This is a genomic window from Pseudomonas sp. WJP1, from assembly GCF_028471945.1.
Classification (GTDB): domain Bacteria; phylum Pseudomonadota; class Gammaproteobacteria; order Pseudomonadales; family Pseudomonadaceae; genus Aquipseudomonas.
In genome coordinates this window covers 5,250,326-5,265,955 of record NZ_CP110128.1, presented here as the reverse complement: position 1 = coordinate 5,265,955, position 15,630 = coordinate 5,250,326, and the positions used below count along the sequence as shown (strand labels likewise).

At 63.1% G+C, this 15,630-nt stretch carries 17 protein-coding genes; 6 read left to right on the top strand and 11 right to left on the bottom strand.

All coding sequences use genetic code 11. The features are described from left to right. The first annotated feature begins 121 nt into the window (after positions 1-121). Positions 122-946: an alpha/beta fold hydrolase gene (locus OH720_RS23585; RefSeq protein WP_272603110.1), complete on the top strand. Its 825-nt coding sequence runs from the start codon at positions 122-124 to the stop codon at positions 944-946. A 108-nt stretch (positions 947-1,054) separates the two neighbouring features. Here the strand turns inward: OH720_RS23585 and dsbG are convergent, their stop codons facing one another. The 3 genes from dsbG to dsbD are packed head-to-tail and all read right to left on the bottom strand — an operon-like array spanning position 1,055 to position 4,388. After that, positions 1,055-1,822, bottom strand: coding sequence for a thiol:disulfide interchange protein DsbG (gene dsbG / locus OH720_RS23580; RefSeq protein WP_272603109.1), 768 nt, complete (start codon positions 1,820-1,822; stop codon positions 1,055-1,057). Next, the gene (locus OH720_RS23575) at positions 1,798-2,652 is read right to left on the bottom strand and encodes a TlpA disulfide reductase family protein (RefSeq protein ID WP_272603108.1); all 855 of its coding nucleotides are present in this window, start codon (positions 2,650-2,652) and stop codon (positions 1,798-1,800) included. The genes dsbG and OH720_RS23575 overlap by 25 nt, the downstream gene beginning before the upstream one ends. After that, entirely contained in the window at positions 2,652-4,388 is a 1,737-nt protein-coding gene (gene dsbD, locus OH720_RS23570; RefSeq protein WP_272603107.1) for a protein-disulfide reductase DsbD, read from the bottom strand. The genes OH720_RS23575 and dsbD overlap by 1 nt, the downstream gene beginning before the upstream one ends. 153 nt (positions 4,389-4,541) lie before the next feature. Between dsbD and OH720_RS23565 the strand changes: the two genes are divergently transcribed. The 5 genes from OH720_RS23565 to OH720_RS23545 all read left to right on the top strand — a co-directional run bounded on the left by OH720_RS23565 (position 4,542) and on the right by OH720_RS23545 (position 8,928). Then, a complete protein-coding gene (locus OH720_RS23565) occupies positions 4,542-5,225 on the top strand; it encodes a response regulator (RefSeq protein ID WP_272603106.1) in 684 nt (227 codons plus the stop codon). After that, positions 5,222-6,547 (top strand): ATP-binding protein, encoded by a 1,326-nt coding sequence (locus OH720_RS23560; RefSeq protein WP_272603105.1) that lies wholly within the window; start codon positions 5,222-5,224, stop codon positions 6,545-6,547. The genes OH720_RS23565 and OH720_RS23560 overlap by 4 nt, the downstream gene beginning before the upstream one ends. 119 nt (positions 6,548-6,666) lie before the next feature. After that, the gene (locus tag OH720_RS23555; RefSeq protein ID WP_272603104.1) at positions 6,667-7,149 is read left to right on the top strand and encodes a GNAT family N-acetyltransferase; all 483 of its coding nucleotides are present in this window, start codon (positions 6,667-6,669) and stop codon (positions 7,147-7,149) included. 57 nt (positions 7,150-7,206) lie between these two features. After that, positions 7,207-8,619 carry an aspartate aminotransferase family protein gene (locus OH720_RS23550; protein ID WP_272603103.1) on the top strand — a complete coding sequence of 471 codons (1,413 nt, stop codon included), beginning with the start codon at positions 7,207-7,209 and terminating at the stop codon, positions 8,617-8,619. 81 nt (positions 8,620-8,700) lie between these two features. Then, complete coding sequence (locus tag OH720_RS23545; RefSeq protein ID WP_128608950.1) at positions 8,701-8,928, top strand: MbtH family protein; 228 nt, start codon at positions 8,701-8,703, stop codon at positions 8,926-8,928. 244 nt (positions 8,929-9,172) lie between these two features. Here the strand turns inward: OH720_RS23545 and OH720_RS23540 are convergent, their stop codons facing one another. Genes OH720_RS23540 through OH720_RS23505 form a run of 8 tightly spaced genes read right to left on the bottom strand, consistent with a single transcriptional unit; the run spans position 9,173 to position 15,415 of the window. Continuing rightward, entirely contained in the window at positions 9,173-10,078 is a 906-nt protein-coding gene (locus OH720_RS23540; protein ID WP_272603102.1) for a metal ABC transporter substrate-binding protein, read from the bottom strand. Continuing rightward, positions 10,079-10,978, bottom strand: a complete 900-nt coding sequence (locus tag OH720_RS23535) for a metal ABC transporter permease (protein WP_033041974.1) — start codon at positions 10,976-10,978, stop codon at positions 10,079-10,081. It lies immediately after the preceding gene. After that, positions 10,978-11,823 (bottom strand): metal ABC transporter ATP-binding protein, encoded by an 846-nt coding sequence (locus tag OH720_RS23530; RefSeq protein ID WP_272603101.1) that lies wholly within the window; start codon positions 11,821-11,823, stop codon positions 10,978-10,980. Before OH720_RS23530 ends, OH720_RS23535 begins: the two co-directional genes overlap by 1 nt. Beyond that, complete coding sequence (locus tag OH720_RS23525; RefSeq protein WP_272603100.1) at positions 11,820-12,746, bottom strand: metal ABC transporter substrate-binding protein; 927 nt, start codon at positions 12,744-12,746, stop codon at positions 11,820-11,822. The genes OH720_RS23530 and OH720_RS23525 overlap by 4 nt, the downstream gene beginning before the upstream one ends. Positions 12,747-12,781: 35 nt before the next feature. After that, the gene (locus OH720_RS23520; RefSeq protein WP_272603099.1) at positions 12,782-13,354 is read right to left on the bottom strand and encodes a DUF6162 family protein; all 573 of its coding nucleotides are present in this window, start codon (positions 13,352-13,354) and stop codon (positions 12,782-12,784) included. Next, positions 13,351-13,680 carry a hypothetical protein gene (locus tag OH720_RS23515; protein ID WP_272603098.1) on the bottom strand — a complete coding sequence of 110 codons (330 nt, stop codon included), beginning with the start codon at positions 13,678-13,680 and terminating at the stop codon, positions 13,351-13,353. The genes OH720_RS23520 and OH720_RS23515 overlap by 4 nt, the downstream gene beginning before the upstream one ends. After that, the gene (locus OH720_RS23510) at positions 13,677-14,219 is read right to left on the bottom strand and encodes a hypothetical protein (protein ID WP_008056482.1); all 543 of its coding nucleotides are present in this window, start codon (positions 14,217-14,219) and stop codon (positions 13,677-13,679) included. The genes OH720_RS23515 and OH720_RS23510 overlap by 4 nt, the downstream gene beginning before the upstream one ends. Next, positions 14,216-15,415 (bottom strand): PepSY-associated TM helix domain-containing protein, encoded by a 1,200-nt coding sequence (locus tag OH720_RS23505; protein WP_272603097.1) that lies wholly within the window; start codon positions 15,413-15,415, stop codon positions 14,216-14,218. The genes OH720_RS23510 and OH720_RS23505 overlap by 4 nt, the downstream gene beginning before the upstream one ends. Positions 15,416-15,630: the final 215 nt, after the last annotated feature.

The following is a 15,630-nucleotide window of genomic DNA, read 5'->3' as shown; positions in this document are numbered from 1 at the left end:
GAACCTGTGGGAGCGGGCTTGCCCGCGATGAGGGCGGTACAGGCGCATACAATTGTGTGATTGACCGCAAACCGTCAGCCGCTCAACCTTCTGGCTCCTTTTTTCAAACGGAGCTACTCCGATGCCTTTCGTAACCATCGACGGCCAACCCCTCCACTACATCGATCAAGGCACCGGCCCGGCGGTCCTGCTGGCCGGCAGCTACCTGTGGGACCAGGCCATGTGGGCGCCGCAGATTGCCGCGTTGTCTCAACAATATCGGGTGATCGCCCTGGACCTCTGGGGCCATGGTGAATCCGGACCGCTGCCTGCCAACACAACCTCGCTAAATGACATCGCACGACAGGCCTTGGCCCTGCTCGATCATCTGGACATCGATTGCGTGACCCTGGTCGGCCTGTCGGTGGGTGGCATGTGGGGTGTGCGTCTGGCGCTGTCGGCACCACAACGGCTCAACGGTCTGGTGCTGATGGACACCTACGTCGGTGTCGAGCCGGAAGCGACTCGGCAATACTACTTTTCGCTGTTCAAGATGATTGAAGAATCCGGCGTCATTTCCGAGCAATTGCTGGATATCGTGGTGCCGATCTTCTTCCGTCCAGGCATCGATCCGCAGTCGGCGCTGTACCAGGAGTTTCGCGCCAAGCTCGCCGCGTTGCCGCCTGAGCGGTTGCGTGAAAGCATCGTGCCGATGGGGCGGATCACCTTTGGCCGGGATGATCTGTTGCCGTGTCTGGGCGAGTTGGATGCCGCAACCACGTTGTTGATGTGTGGCGATCAGGACAAGCCACGTCCGCCCAGCGAAACGATGGAAATGGCCGGGTTGATTGGATGCCCGTATGTGCTGGTGCCGGAGGCGGGGCATATTTCCAATCTGGAGAATCCGGGGTTTGTGACCGAGGCGCTGCTCGAGTTTTTAGCCCAGAGAACTCGGGAGACCGCGTAATCGTTCTTCGCGGGCAAGCCTCGCTCCTACAGGAGCACGCGATACCCCTGTAGGAGCGAGGCTTGCCCGCGAAGGCGTCAGTAGGTTCACTAAAGTGTCATCGGAAAGCTATTTCGGCCCAAGAATCTTCACCAGCTTGTCCGGCGCCGGCGCCCCTTGCTGTTGCTGCAACTCGCCCTTGTCATCCATGTAGAAGATCGCCGGAGTGGCTTGCAGCTCCAGGTCTTCCATCAGTTTCATATTCGCCGCGAGTTTCGCCTGGATCGCCGGCGGCACGTCCTTCAAGGCCTTGAGCGAGCTGCTTTTGCCCGCGGCTTCGTGGTCGTACAGGGCCTTTTGCGGATCCTTGGCGGCGAGCAGCGCCGCGGATTTGCCCGGGCTGTCCTCACGAATGATCCCGACCATGATGTGCCGCAACTGTACCTTGCCGGCCTTGACCCATGGCCGCGCCTGTTCCCAGAACATGCTGCAGTAAGGGCAGTTCGGATCGCTGAACATGTAGACGATCCGTGGTGCATCCTTCTTGCCGTCGGCTATCCAGTTGCTTGTTTCCATCTTGGCCCAGACTTCCTTGGACATTGGCGCGTACACCAGTTTCTGCAACGGCGCGCTGCTCAGGTCATTGCCTTCGGCGTCGTACAGATTGCCCAGCAAAACGTGCTTGCCATCAGGCGTCAGGTACAGCGCCATGCCGCGGTTCTGGTATTGCGCCGCGTAGCCGCGCAAGCCATCGGGGGCGTCGAATTGACCGACGATTTTCGCGCCCTTGGCTTCGATCTTCTTGATCGCCTCGGGCAGCTCTTCGGCCTGCACCGATGGCAGGTGCAGCAGGGCGGCACCCAGGCTCAGGGTCAGCAGGTGGCGGAGGCGGGGCATGGCAGTTTCCTTGAAGAAGTGGCAGGTACGGAATCGAAGTTTTCCAGGGCGCGAGCCAGGCTGGCTTGCGACAGCTCGCCCAGATGACTGCCCAACAGGCGACCGTCGGGGCTATAGAACAGCGTAGTTGGCAATGCCATGGAGCCGACGGCCTGGCCCAGGCGACCGCCTCCGTCGAACAGCACGTTGGACAGGCTCAGGCCCTGGGTTTCCAGGAACGTGCTGACGCTTTGCATGCTTTCGGCCTGATTGACGAACAGGAAGGTCAGGTCGGGGCGCTGTTGCTGGGCGTGTTCCAGCACCGGCATTTCCCGGCGGCAGGGCGGGCACCAGGTGGCCCAGAGATTGATCACCAGCGGGCCGCCCTTGTAGTCCGCCAATTGCACGGTTTCACCGGCGGAATTACGCAGGCTGATGTCCGGCAGGCGCGTGCCCTGTTCAAAAATGCTCAGCGAGAAGGTCGCCAGCAACCAGAACGCCAGGCCGCTGGCGACGCCGAAGCCCAGTGGACGGCGCAGGCCCGGGCGACGCCAGCCACGGTAAAGCGTGGCGAGCACCAGCGCGATGACCCCAGGCCAGGCGAGGAAACCGCCGTCGCGCAGGTCGATGACCTGCCAGGGATCACTGCGATAGTGCGTCCAGTAAACGGCGACGAAGCCGATCCGCGCCGCGAGCATGCCGATCAGGAACAGGCCGAACAGCACCGACTCGGGGTTCTCGCCACCGCGCTTGGCCACTCGCCAGCCGACGAACGTCGCCAGCACCAAGGCACTGATCAGCAGCAGATGGTTAAGCGCGATGGCAAAGGTGCCGAGGGTAAAAGTCAGCATTAACGGGCGTCTCGGGTGGTGGTCCAGCGTTGCAGGAAAGTGTCGGCATCGACCTCGCCGGTGATGCGCTGGCTGCGTCGCTCGATGCCGTCGGTGCCTATCCATAGAAGGCTCGGTGGGCCTGGCACCTTGTAACGGCCGAGCAGTTCGCGGCTGGCGGCATTGTCGGCGGTGACATCCAGTCGGAGCAAGCGCACGTCACTCAAGGCTTGCAGTACCTTAGCCTTGCCGAACACCTGTTTTTCCATGACCTTGCACGACACACACCAGTCGGCATAGTAGTCCAGCAGCACCCACTGGCCCTGCGCTTGCGCCGCGTCGAGTTCCCGTTGCAGGGCCGCCGGGTCCTTGATCGTGGTGAAGGCGTCGTGGCCGCTTTGCACGGCGGCGACGGCCGAGCTGGAAGCGCGAAAGACCTGCAACGGCTTGAACAGATCATCACTGCCCCCCGCCGCGCCGATCAGCAACAGGCTGCCCCACAAACCCAGCAGGAGCGAGGTGGCCCCGAACAGGTGAGCGATGCGGCCAAAACCGTCCGACTGCTTCCACGCGCTATAAGCCGCGACCACCAGCAACGCACCGCACAAGCCAACCCACAGCGATTCATCCAGCACCGGGCGCAGCATCAGCAACGCCGTGGCGAGGAACAGGAAGCCGAAGATGCCCTTGAGCAAGTTCATCCAGGCGCCAGGTTTGGGCAGGAAGCGATTGCCGACCGTCACCAGCAACAACAACGGCACACCGATGCCGATGCCCATGGCAAACAGAATCAAGCCACCGTGTAGCGCGTTGCCGCTCTGCGCGATATAGAGCAGCGCGCCGGCCAGGGGCGCGGTCATGCACGGGCCGACCAGCAGACCGGACAACGCGCCCAGCGCACCGGCGCCGACCAGGCTGCCACCACGCTGATTGCGTGAAACGTTTTCCAGCCGGTCACGCACGGCTATTGGCAGTTGCAGCTCGAAGAAGCCGAACATCGGCAATGCCAGCAGCACGAAAATCGCTGCGAAACTGCCCAGCAACCAAGGGTTTTGCAACCAGGCTTGCAGGTTCGCCCCGAGGGAGGCCGCCAACACGCCCATCGCCGCATACACCAACGCCATGCTCACCACATAACTGCTGGCCAGGGCCACGCCGCGCCTCGGCGTAGCGCCGCTGCCGACGATCAACCCGGCCAGAATGGGCAACATCGGCAGCGAACACGGGGTGAACGCCAACAGCAGGCCCAGCCCGAAGAACACCAACAGGCTCCAACCCAATGCGCGTTGCTGCAAATTACTGGCCAGGGCCTGGTCCGGCGCTTCGCCTGCCGCGCCAGCCAGGGATTTACCGCCCAGATCCACGACCTGGGTTTGTGGCGGATAACACAATCCGGCATCGGCACAGCCCTGGAAGCCGACCTTGATCTGGCCGGTCGCGCCTGCCGGGATCTTCAGCTCAAGGCCTTGGCGATAAACCTGCTGTTCGCCGAAGAATTCATCGCTGTGGGATTCACCCTCGGGCAGTGCGGGATGCTGGTCGACAGGCAAGCCGTCGAACTTCAAGCGTTTCTGATACAGGTAATAGCCATCGGCAATCTGCCAGAACAACTGGGTTTCGCCGGACTCAAGGCGTTCAGAAGTGAAAACGAACGCTTTGTCGACGGGGAGAAAATCGGGTTTTGTCTCGAACGGATTGCTGCCAGCCTGGGTCAGGCCGGAAAACAGCAGGGCGACGAGTAGAAACAGCTGGCGCATGGAAAAGCCTTATCCTTTAGCAAGTGAGCTGCACAATGGGTGGCGGCGATTAACCGATGATTAACCCTGGCCGCCTTGTGGCTGGGGCACTTGCGGCATAATGTCCGCTTAATCGGTCACCGGCCTAATAGCGTTATTTACACGAGACTTTCCATGCACGTACTGGTTTGCGAAGACGATGAGTTGATTGCCAGCGGCATCGTTGCCGGCCTGACAGCCCAGGGCCTGACCGTGGAGCACGTTGCCACTGCGTCGGCGGCGCGGGCGATGCTCAAGGTGGCCGAATTCGACGTCATGGTGCTCGACCTCGGTTTGCCGGATGAAGATGGGCTGAAGTTGTTGCAGCAGTTGCGCCATCATGGCCTGGAGATTCCGGTGCTGATCCTCACCGCCCGGGATTCGGTGACTGACCGTGTCGACGGCCTGCAAGCGGGCGCTGATGATTACCTGCTCAAGCCATTCGACCTGCGCGAACTCGCTGCGCGTCTGCACACGTTATTGCGGCGGGTGGCGGGGCGCAGCGTCAACCTGATCGAGCACGGTGCCCTGACTTACGACCCGAGCAGCCGCGAAACCACGCTTGGCGGCCAGCCGGTGGACCTGTCGCGCCGCGAGCAATCGCTGTTGCAGGCGCTGCTGCATAACCGTGGCCGGGTGCTGTCGACCGAGCAGTTGAAAGACAGCGTCTATGGATTCAACGATGAACTGGAAAGCAACGCCCTGAACGTCCATATCCATCACCTGCGGCGCAAGCTCGGCAACGGCATTGTCGAAACAGTGCGCGGCTTGGGTTATCGCCTGGGACCGGCTGATGGCGCAGAGGAACTGAAAAAGTGATGAGCCTGCGTTTGCGCCTGAGCCTGACGCTCGGTGGCGCTTTTGCCCTGATCTGGGCGCTGGCCGCAGCCTGGATGCTCAGCGACCTGCGCAACCAGATGATGTTTTCCCTCGACCAGCGCCTGGTGGCCTCGGCGCGCATGGTCGCCGGGCTCATGGAGCAATTGCCGCCGTTGCCGAGCAAGGGCGAGGGCACCCATTTCAGTGCCGAGCAACTGAACATTCCCGGCGGCATGGCGTGCCAGGTCAGTTCGTTGCGCGGTGAAATCCTCGCCCGCAGCCACAGTGATCCGGGGCAAACCCTGGAAGCCGAGAAAATGGGCTTCCACGACCAGATCATCGACGGCGCGCCGTGGCGCAGTTTCACCCTGGCCCGTGGCGACCTGCGGATCACCACTGCTGACCGGCAGATCGAACGCGAGGCGCTGAACATGTCGATCCTGCTGGCCGCATCGGTACCGGTGGGCGTGGCGCTGCTCGGTTGCCTGTGTCTGCTCTGGCTCGGCATCGGCCAGGGCCTGGCGCCGCTCAACCGCATGCGCGACGCCTTGATGCGTCGCAGCCCCGACTCGCTCGAACCGTTGCAGGTCCAGCCGTTGCCCAGCGAGCTGCAACCCCTGCTCGACACGCAGAACCAGTTGTTCCAGCGCATCGGCAAGACCATCGAACGCGAACGTCGGCTGACCGGTGACGCGGCCCATGAATTGCGCAGCCCGCTGACCGCGATCAAGACTCACCTGCAGGTGGCACGCATGACCGAAGGCGCGGCCCGGGATCAATCCCTGGCCCGGGCCGAAGAGGGCGCCGACCGCTTGCATCGCACCCTCGAGCAACTGCTGTTGCTGGCGCGGGTCGAGGGCAGCCTGTCGTTTGACGATGGCGTGCAGTGCAGCGCCGAGCAGGTGGCGAAACTGGCGATCCAGGACACGGCCGGTGGTGATCGCCAGCGCATCAGGCTCCAGCTGCCGACCAGGGTTTCCCACGCCCCGGTGAAAATGCCCTCGGTGCTGTCGATTGCCGCACTGCGCAACCTCCTGGACAACGCCTTGCGCCATACACCCGGCGATGGGCCGGTGGAGTTGAGCCTGCAAACCACCGGTAACCGCGTGCAGTTCGTGGTGCGCGACCACGGCCCGGGCATTGCCGATGACGACCTGCAACACCTGACCCAACGCTTCTGGCGTAACGGCCAGAGCAACGGCTGCGGCCTCGGCCTGGCGATTGTCCAGGCGATCGTGCAGCGGTGTGGTTGTACCCTGCGTTTCGACAGTCGGCCGGATGGCTTGCGGGTGGAGCTGACGATGCCGTTGCAACCGGTGTAACGAACAACCTAAAACCTGTGAGATCCCTGGCGCACATCAAATGTAACTCCTGTCGATTGGCCGCCGGGATCCCGCAGGACTATCGTTGCTCTTACTCAATGGATTGAGGGGAGCGCACCATGGAAGCATCCGTACACACCTGCAAGGCAACCCCGGCCGACGCCGGCATCATCAGTCGCATCATCGAGCGCTCCATCCGGGTCGGTTGCGTGCAAGACCACCGCAACAACCTGCGAACCGTGGCCAACTGGACCCACAACAAGACCACCGATCACATTCTTCCCTGGTTCACCGACCGGCGGTTGTACTTGAACATCGGATTGTTGCAAGACAAACCAGTGGGTGTCGCCATGGCCGCCAGCAGCGGCAAGGTGGCGTTCTGTTACGTACTGCCGGAATGGTTTCGTCGCGGGGTCGGGCAAGCACTGGTGCGTGATCTTGAAGGCTGGTTGATCGAACAGGGGCTGCGCCATTCACGACTCAACAGCACCCGCACCGGCGAAGCCTTTTACCGGCGCCTGGGTTATCAGGCGTATGCCCAGGCGTTCGCGGTAGCGGGCCTGTATGCCATCCCCATGCACAAAGCGTTGCCTGAGGTCTAAATCCTCGGACTCCTGATGCGTTTCCACAACAGGAAAACCTTATTGAGGGGTCGAGAAATGTCAGTCGCTACCAGGCTTGTGCAAGACCAGTCGGCCCGGATCACTCCGGTGCCGGCCGAGACGCTTTATCAGTTCAACGAATCGCCGTTGCTGGCGCGTCAAAGCCAGCAGGAGTCCAACGCCCGCAGTTACCCGCGGCGAATTCCCCTGGCACTCAAGCGCGCCAAGGGCCTGTATGTCGAAGACGTCGAAGGCCGCACGTTCATCGATTGCCTGGCCGGCGCCGGCACACTCGCCCTGGGGCACAACCACCCGGTGGTGATCGAAGCGATCCAGCGCGTGCTGAGCGACGAACTGCCGCTGCACACCCTGGACCTGACCACGCCGGTCAAGGATCAGTTCGTCCAGGACCTGTTTGGCTTGTTACCGACAGCCTTGGCTGCGCAAGCGAAGATCCAGTTTTGCGGGCCCACCGGCACCGATGCGGTGGAAGCCGCGCTGAAATTGGTGCGTACGGCCACCGGCCGCAGCACCGTGCTGTCGTTCCAGGGTGGCTACCACGGCATGAGCCAGGGTGCGCTGAGTTTGATGGGCAGCCTGGGGCCGAAAAAGCCTTTGGGCGCCTTGCTCAGCAACGGCGTGCAGTTCATGCCGTACCCTTACGATTACCGTTGCCCGTTCGGCCTGGGTGGTGCGCAGGGGGTGAAGGCCAACCTCAACTACCTGGAAAACCTGTTGAACGACCCCGAGGCCGGCGTGCAACTGCCGGCGGCCGTGATCGTTGAAGTGGTGCAGGGAGAGGGCGGGGTGATCCCGGCCGATCTCGACTGGTTGCGCGGCTTGCGCCGGATCACCGAAAAAGCCGGCGTGGCATTGATCGTCGACGAAATTCAGAGCGGCTTTGCCCGCACCGGCAAGATGTTCGCCTTCGAGCACGCCGGGATCATTCCGGACGTGGTGGTGATGTCCAAGGCCATCGGCGGCAGCCTGCCATTGGCCGTGGTGGTCTATCGCGACTGGCTCGACACTTGGCTGCCGGGCGCCCATGCCGGGACTTTTCGCGGCAATCAGATGGCGATGGCCGCCGGGTCTGCCGTGATGCGTTACCTGGTCGAACACAAGGTTTGCGAGCATGCCGCCGCCATGGGCGAACGCCTGGGCGAGCACCTGCGCATCCTGCAGCGCGATTACCCGCAGCTGGGTGATATTCGTGGTCGAGGCCTGATGCTCGGTGTGGAACTGGTCGATCCGGCCGGCGTGCCGGATGCCCTGGGTCATCCGCCGGCGTTTGTGCAGCTGGCGCCGCTGGTGCAGCGCGAATGCCTCAAGCGCGGCTTGATCCTTGAACTGGGCGGCCGCCAGGGTGCCGTGGTGCGCTTCCTGCCACCGCTGGTAATCACCACCGCGGAAATCGACCGGGTGGCCGAGATTTTCGGCAGGGCCTTGGCCGCTGCCACCGCCAGCCTCTAAATTTCCCGAGCCCTGGAACGTTCCTTCTACATAGCGGCTGCACACAGCGTGCAGCCCACCCTACAGCGATGGAGAGACAGCATGACGTCAGTATTCGACCGCGAGGACATCCTCTTTCAGGTCGTGGTCAATCACGAAGAGCAATACTCGATCTGGCCCGACTACAAAGCCGTGCCCGAGGGCTGGCGTACCGTGGGCAAAAGCGGGCTGAAAAAGGAATGCCTGGCCTATATCGAAGAGACCTGGACCGATATGCGTCCGCTGAGTCTGCGCCAGAAGATGGACGAGCAGGCGGCTGTGGCGCACTGAGTCAGCACCGGCAAACGAAAAACCCGCTGAACCGGTCAGGTCAGCGGGCTTTTTCATTCCTGTATTCGTCGGTAGATCTCTCACACCGCTTTATCGTTCTTCGCCTGTAGGAGCCAGCGGTGCGGCGATCCGACTTGCCGGCGAAGAACGATAACGCGGGTGTACAGATACACCGCGGTGTCTGGTTCGCCGGCAAGCCTGGCTCCTACGGGTACAGGCGAGCCAAGCGCTGCGGTATCTGGCGCTACGCGCCAGAGCTCAACCCCTTGATCAAAAGATCCACATCCCCTTCCAGCTCGGCCACCGGATCGGCGGCATCGACACTCAGCACCACCAACCGACTCCCGGCCTCGGCAATCACCGCTTTCACCGCGTCTGAGGGCTGCCGATGGTGCAACACCACCGCCACGTCATTTTCCTTGAGTGTCACCGCCAATGTCTTCAACGCCTCCGGCGTCCATTCGGCATCCGGCCGCGCATCCTGCCCAACCAACTCCAGATTGAGCCCGCCGATCAGGTAGCCAAAGTGATCGCTAAGGCTCACCACGCTGAGGTTGTCCGCAGCGGCCAGGCGCGCTTCGCTGTCGGCGCTGAGTTTGAGCAAGCGCTGTTTCAGTGCCGCCAAGTTCGCCTCGATCGCAGGCTTGGCCGTGGGGGCCAGGCGTACCAGGTCCGCGGCCATCACGTCGGCCATGCGTCCCATGTTGTTGCTGGCCAGCCAGGGCTGGCTGTTCAAGCCATCGACCTTGCTCCCCGGCTGCACCGCGATGCCGGGCAGGGCGCCATCCACCGGACGGGCGGCGTCGACTTCGATGATGCGGATGTTGCTGCGCCGGGAGATCGGGTACAGCGGATCGTCCGGCCACAGCGAGCGCACGCCGATCACCGCATCGGCGCCGTTCGCCAGCTTGGCCAGCGCCGGTGCGCCACGGCCGGTGAAGTAGGCAGTCTGGCGGCTGCCGGGCAGGTTGGCTGGCGCCGCGCGCTCAAGGCTGACATCGGTGCCTTTGAGCAGCACTTCGCCCAGGCCGTAGGTGATTGGCAGTGAAGCCAGCACCCGCAGCGGTTTGCCGCCGTCAGCGCCGAAGGTTGTAGTGGCCAGCCCGCACAGGGCGAGGGCCAGGGTCAGTTGTCGCAGAGAAAATGACATTTATCCAAGGTTCCCTTTGAGGCTGGGGACGACGCCGCGCGCGATGGCGGCCAGGGCGAAGGCGATGCCGGCCACCAGGATGATCGCGGCACCGGACGGGATCGGCAGGTCAAATACGATCGGCGCGAGAATCCCGCACAGCGTACTCACCGTGGCGATCAGCACCGAGCACCAGAAGAAGCCCTTCAGTGACTGGCTGAGCAGACGCGCCGCCGCGGCCGGTATCACCAGCAGCGCACCGACGAGGATGGCGCCGATGACTTTCACGGCGGCGACGGTGATCAGCGTCACCAGGATCACGAACAGGTAATCCAGGGACTTCACCGCCACCCCGCGCACCGCCGCCAATTGCGGGTTGAAGCTGGCGAGCATGATGCGGTTGTACAGCGGCAAGGCCAGGGCCATGACCAGCGAACCGACGATGGCCAGTACCAGCAGGTCATTGCCGTTGACCGTCAGCACCGAGCCGAACAGTACGTTTTCCAGGATGTGCACGTTGATCTTGCCCGCCAGGATCAGCAGCAGGCTGGCGCCCAGCGCCAACGACACCGACAGGAACACTCCGATCAAGGTATCCGGCGCCAGGCCCGTGCGGTTGCGCAGGTAGTTGAGCAAGATGCCGAACAGCAGGCAGTAGCCGAACAGGCTGCCGTAGGGACCGGTATAGGGTTCGCCCAGCAGGATGCCGATGGCCACGCCGGTCAGCGCCGCGTGGCCCACCGCTTCGGAGAAAAACGCGAAGCGCTTGACCACCACCAGGGTGCCCAGGCCGCCCAGCACCGGGCCGATCAACAGGCCGGCGAGCAAGGCATTGACCACAAATCCATAGGCCAGCGCCTCAGGCAGATAACCCGACGAGGCCCAGCCCTGGACCATCAATCGAAAAGCTTCGTAACTCATCAGGCTAGGCTCCGTGGATGGGTCGAGAACAAGGTCAGCAGGCGATCGGGGGTCAGCGCCTGTTGCGGCGTGGCGTCGAACAGCACGCGGCGGTTGAGCCCGGTGACGTGATCGGCCAGGCGTCCAACCGCTTCCAGATCGTGCTCGATCCACAGCACGGTGATGCCCGCCGCGCGCCAGTCGCCTAGCAAGCGTTCGAACACCCGGATGCCGGCTTCATCGAGGGCCGACATCGGTTCGTCGAGCACCAGCAGTTGTGGTGCCGGAATCAGCCCTTGCGCCAACAGTACCCGCTGGCGTTCGCCACCCGACAGCGCCCCCATGCGCCGCTTGCGCTTGTCCTGCATGCCGACCCGTTCCAGCGCCTCGCCAATCGCCTTCGTGTAGTGCTTGCTCAAGCCGAGGAACGCCGGGCGCCGCTGGCACATCGCAGCCATGAAATCGTCGACGGTCATTGGCAGGCCGCGATCGAATTCCAGTGCCTGGGGCACGTAGCCGATCGTCCCCGGTTCGCCCGGCCATTGCAGGCTCAAGCGGCCCTGGTGCGGCATCTGCCCGAGCAGGGTCTTGATCAGCGAACTTTTGCCGCCACCGTTAGGGCCGACCAGCGCATGCACGCTGCCGGGCCGAACCTGGAAAGTGACGTTGTCGAGGATCGTCGTGCGACCGAGGGTCAGGCTGACGTCGGCGAAATCCAGGGTCGGCCCCGAAACCTGTGGGAGTGAGCCTGCTCGCGATTGCGGTGCGTCATTCGATGATAATGTCGCCTGGCTGGACGCCTTCGCGAGCAGGCTCGCTCCCACAGGGGATTGTGCATCGGCCAGGATGGTTTCTTTCGATGTCATGCCCCGGACTCCTGAATCGCCCGCACCACGGTGTTGAGGTTGCCGGTCATTTCCTTTTCGTACTTGTCGGCGGTGTATTCGCCGTAGGAGATATGCGACAGCGGGTACAGCTTCACCCCGGATTCGCGCTGGATGGTGTCGACATAGGTGGAGGGGAAATCCATCTCCGAGAAGATGACTTTCACGTCCAGCTCACGCAATTGGTCGATGGTCTTTTTCAGCTGGCTGGGGCTGGGTTCGATGCCGTGGGCCGGCTCGACCACCGCCGTCACTTCCAGGCCGAATTCGCGCAGCAGGTAGTCGTAGGCGGCGTGAACCGTGGCCACGCGCAGTTCGGCGTTGGGCGCCGCGGTCAATTTGGCCAGGGCGTCGGCGCGCATCTTGCGCAAGCGCTTGCCGTAGGCACGGGCGTTGTCGGTGTAGGTCTTGGCATTGGCCGGGTCGAGTTTTCCCAGTTCGCGGGCGATGTTGTTGACCTGGGCGATCGAGGCGCTGATCGACAGGAACGTGTGTGGGTTGACCACTTTGCCCGCGCCCCGGGCGGCGACGCCGGTGGCGGCCAGCAGCGGCACGTTTTCGTTGGCCTCGATCACCGGCACGTTCGGCGTTTCGCTGGCGGCGATCATGCGGTCGGCGAAGTCGTCATGGCCGACGCCGTTGAGCACGATCACGTCGAGCCCGCTGATGCGCTTGATGTCCTCGGCCCGCGGCTCGTAGGCGTGGGGGTTGAAGCCGGCGGGAATCAGCGGCACCACTTCGGCCTTGTCGCCGACAATGTTGGCCACGTAGCTGTAATACGGGTGCAGGGTGATGCCGATGCGCAGGCGCTTGGCCTCATCGGCACTGGCCAGGGGTGTCAGCAGGCAGGCCAGCAGGCCGACCAGTGACAGGCGCAGGAAAGAACGTAGCGATGAAATAGGCATGGGAAAGCGGTCTTCTCTCGGAGGAAGGCGAGGGTTCAGTGCCGGTGCTGGCGGGTCACGCCGGCATCGAATTGCGCGACGACCTGCTGCCAGCCGGCGCCTTCGAGCGTGGCGTCGCTGAGGTCGACAGGGGCCTTGAGGTCGGTGGCGCGGTTGAGCCAGATGTCCGGGGCGTCGGCGTCTGCACTCAGGCGCATCAGGAACGAGCCGGCCACGGTGACGTTCTGGCTCTGCCCGAAGTACGCCCTGGCGTCGAGCAACTGCCAGGCATGGCCGCCGCGGCTGACCGAGCTGGCGTCCTGGGCAAAGGGGGCAAAGCCTTCATCGGCGAGGGTTTCAGGTGTCGGCAGGCTCTGTTGTTCCTGGCGCAGCAAGTGAATCTCATCCAGCGTCACGCGTAAATCGGCGTAGATGCCTTGTTCGGAAGCGCTCAGATCGCGGCGGGCATCCAGTTGATGACTGTTGACGCTGCTCACTGGCTGCGACTCGCCGCGCCAGGCGACCACCGAACCTGCCACCGCCAGGATCATCAGGCACAACAGCAAGACATAGAGGGTTTCATGGCCGGCGCCGGCCGGGCGGACGATGTGCGTGGTGGGCGTACTCATGGGCTTTCGATGTCCGCCTGGTCGATCTCGACCACATGGCCGGGGCCTGCGTCGAACAGCACATAGAACTCAGCCCCGGGCTTCTTGAAGGTCAAGGTCGAATCGGCCCCGAGCTTGCCCGGCACCAGGATGGTTTCGTCGTAGCCGATCACGTCCAGGGTCACGCCCGGAGCACCGCTGCCGTCGGAAAAACCGCCTGTGCACTGGATCTGCTCGGCGTCGATGGCCTTGCATTCGCACATCGGGTTGTGGGCCAGTGCGCTGGCGCTGAAGCCGGCACAGAGCACCAGCAACGCGGCGCGCAAATGGCGAATAGGTTTGATCATGGTTTGCCTCCTTGGGTGGATAGCCAGGCGAGGGTGGCGGGGGAGGCCTGGCTCAGAGGAATGGATGCCTGGTGCATGGAACCGTCCCAACCTTCCATGGTGATCCACAGTTCGGCGTCGGCCTTGGTTTTTGTCGGCACCGGCAGCATGGCGCCCATGCGGTAGGGCGTGCCGAAGAAAATCACCCCGGCGGCGCGCAGGCTGCGTGGCTTGCCGATGCGCAGGTAGGTCGCCTTGACCTGCTCGCGGCAGCTGTCGCACAGCGCGGCGTTGAAGCTTTTCATGTAGCCGGCCGGGCCGTCGGGCCGTGGTGCTTCGTTACGAAGTTCGGCCAGGCGCAGGCTCCAGGGCCCGACCTGCACTTCGCCGATCTCCCGCTCGCCCAGGCCCGTGTCACCGCGAAACAGCGCGGCATCGGCGAAGTACTTGGGCATGAAACCCAGCGGCACCAGCAACAGCAGAACGTTGATGTGGAAACGCCATTTGTGCCAGAAGCGGCTCAGCGTCGAACGGGGTGCTTGAGTGGCGACCTGGCTCATTGGCTGACCTCCGTGGTTTCAGCGCTACTGGCCGTGGCAAGCTCGTTGCGTGGGCGTTTGGTGCTGCGCTTGAGCGCGTTGGCCGTGGCCAGGGCGGTGCGCTTGGTCCAGATCAACAGGCCGCTGAGCACCATCATGCTCAGCAGCAGGCCGAAGAAGCACCAGATCAGCTTGATCCAGATCCCGCCGAAATCACCGGTGTGCAGCGGACGCATGGATTCGGTCACGAACTCCAGGCCCGAGCGGTCCGACAGCAGGCGCGTGGCGGCGACTTCACCGGTGTACGGGTTGATGTCGGCGGTCTGGAACATCAGCGGGTACCAGCTGCGCCCGCCTACCGACAGGTAGCTGTAGGCGTTGGCCGGCATACTGACAAAGCTCTCGTCGAGCCCCGGAATACGCTCTTTGGCCTCGCGGATTGCCGCTTCCAGGCTGATCATCGGTGCCGGCGCGCCATCGGTGGTGAGCGGCACGCTTTCCCGCGGGACCACGGCCGCCACCGGCGCGGTGGAGATGGAAATCTGGTTATCGAACATGAACGCTTCGATCAGGAACCAGGTGCTGGTGACGGAAATCACCGCGATGAACCAGATCGACCAGATGCCGCTGAGGCGGTGGAAGTCGCCCCAAAAAATCCGTGCGCCATGGCGAATGCGCAGGGTTGGCCGGAAAAAGCCTTTCCAGAAGCGCTTGTACACCACGAGACCCGTCACCAGGGAGGCCAGCATCGGCAGGCTGAGGAACGATACCAGGTACCAGCCCCAGCTGTAGCCGTTGGTGAACGGCACCAGCCACCAGCCATGCAGGGCACGGGTGAACGCCTGGAAGTTGAATTGCGGAGCGGGGCCCTGGATGGCACCGGTGTATGGGTTGACGTACACCGTCAACTCTCGCCCGTCGGGGTAGTTGACGCGCACGTCCAGGGCGAAATGCGCTTCGTCGGGGCGGCTGATGCTGTCGACGATGATGTCGGGCTCGGCTTGCTTGATCGCGGCGACGATCTGGTCGTAATTGAGCCGTGGCGCGTCATCCGCAGGTTGGCTGGCGCGCATTTGCGGATTAGCCAGCCAGACGATTTCCTGGCTGACCACTGCCAGCGTGCCGGTCACACAGACGATCAACACGAAAAACCAGATCGGCAGTGCCAGCCAGCTGTGGACCAGGAACCAGATTTTTGAACGGGATTTCTTCGACATGATTAAGGCGTCTTATATCGATGAAAGGCCTCTGCTACGGGCTTCGCAGCGATGAGGTCAATGGACGGTCCGGTCGCGGTTTTTCCTACGCGAAAGGACTGCATCTATATAGGACGAATGAGCACCCGAAATCCCGAAGGGTGATATGAAAGAAAATGTTTCGTGTTTCGCCAGACCATCGTCGGAACGCCACCCGGCGTTCCGACGACGAGGCC

Bases quoted from the DNA above. Each gene is read 5' to 3' on its own strand.
- dsbD (WP_272603107.1), bottom strand. From the start codon at position 4,388: ATGCGCCAGCTGTTTCTACTCGTCGCCCTGCTGTTTTCCGGCCTGACC.
- OH720_RS23545 (WP_128608950.1), top strand. From the start codon at position 8,701: ATGACGTCAGTATTCGACCGCGAGGACATCCTCTTTCAGGTCGTGGTC.
- OH720_RS23525 (WP_272603100.1), bottom strand. From the start codon at position 12,746: ATGCCTATTTCATCGCTACGTTCTTTCCTGCGCCTGTCACTGGTCGGC.
- OH720_RS23565 (WP_272603106.1), top strand. From the start codon at position 4,542: ATGCACGTACTGGTTTGCGAAGACGATGAGTTGATTGCCAGCGGCATC.
- OH720_RS23575 (WP_272603108.1), bottom strand. From the start codon at position 2,652: ATGCTGACTTTTACCCTCGGCACCTTTGCCATCGCGCTTAACCATCTG.
- OH720_RS23550 (WP_272603103.1), top strand. From the start codon at position 7,207: ATGTCAGTCGCTACCAGGCTTGTGCAAGACCAGTCGGCCCGGATCACT.
- OH720_RS23510 (WP_008056482.1), bottom strand. From the start codon at position 14,219: ATGAGCCAGGTCGCCACTCAAGCACCCCGTTCGACGCTGAGCCGCTTC.
- OH720_RS23505 (WP_272603097.1), bottom strand. From the start codon at position 15,415: ATGTCGAAGAAATCCCGTTCAAAAATCTGGTTCCTGGTCCACAGCTGG.
- OH720_RS23520 (WP_272603099.1), bottom strand. From the start codon at position 13,354: ATGAGTACGCCCACCACGCACATCGTCCGCCCGGCCGGCGCCGGCCAT.
- dsbG (WP_272603109.1), bottom strand. From the start codon at position 1,822: ATGCCCCGCCTCCGCCACCTGCTGACCCTGAGCCTGGGTGCCGCCCTG.
- OH720_RS23555 (WP_272603104.1), top strand. From the start codon at position 6,667: ATGGAAGCATCCGTACACACCTGCAAGGCAACCCCGGCCGACGCCGGC.
- OH720_RS23515 (WP_272603098.1), bottom strand. From the start codon at position 13,680: ATGATCAAACCTATTCGCCATTTGCGCGCCGCGTTGCTGGTGCTCTGT.
- OH720_RS23535 (WP_033041974.1), bottom strand. From the start codon at position 10,978: ATGAGTTACGAAGCTTTTCGATTGATGGTCCAGGGCTGGGCCTCGTCG.
- OH720_RS23540 (WP_272603102.1), bottom strand. From the start codon at position 10,078: ATGTCATTTTCTCTGCGACAACTGACCCTGGCCCTCGCCCTGTGCGGG.
- OH720_RS23530 (WP_272603101.1), bottom strand. From the start codon at position 11,823: ATGACATCGAAAGAAACCATCCTGGCCGATGCACAATCCCCTGTGGGA.
- OH720_RS23585 (WP_272603110.1), top strand. From the start codon at position 122: ATGCCTTTCGTAACCATCGACGGCCAACCCCTCCACTACATCGATCAA.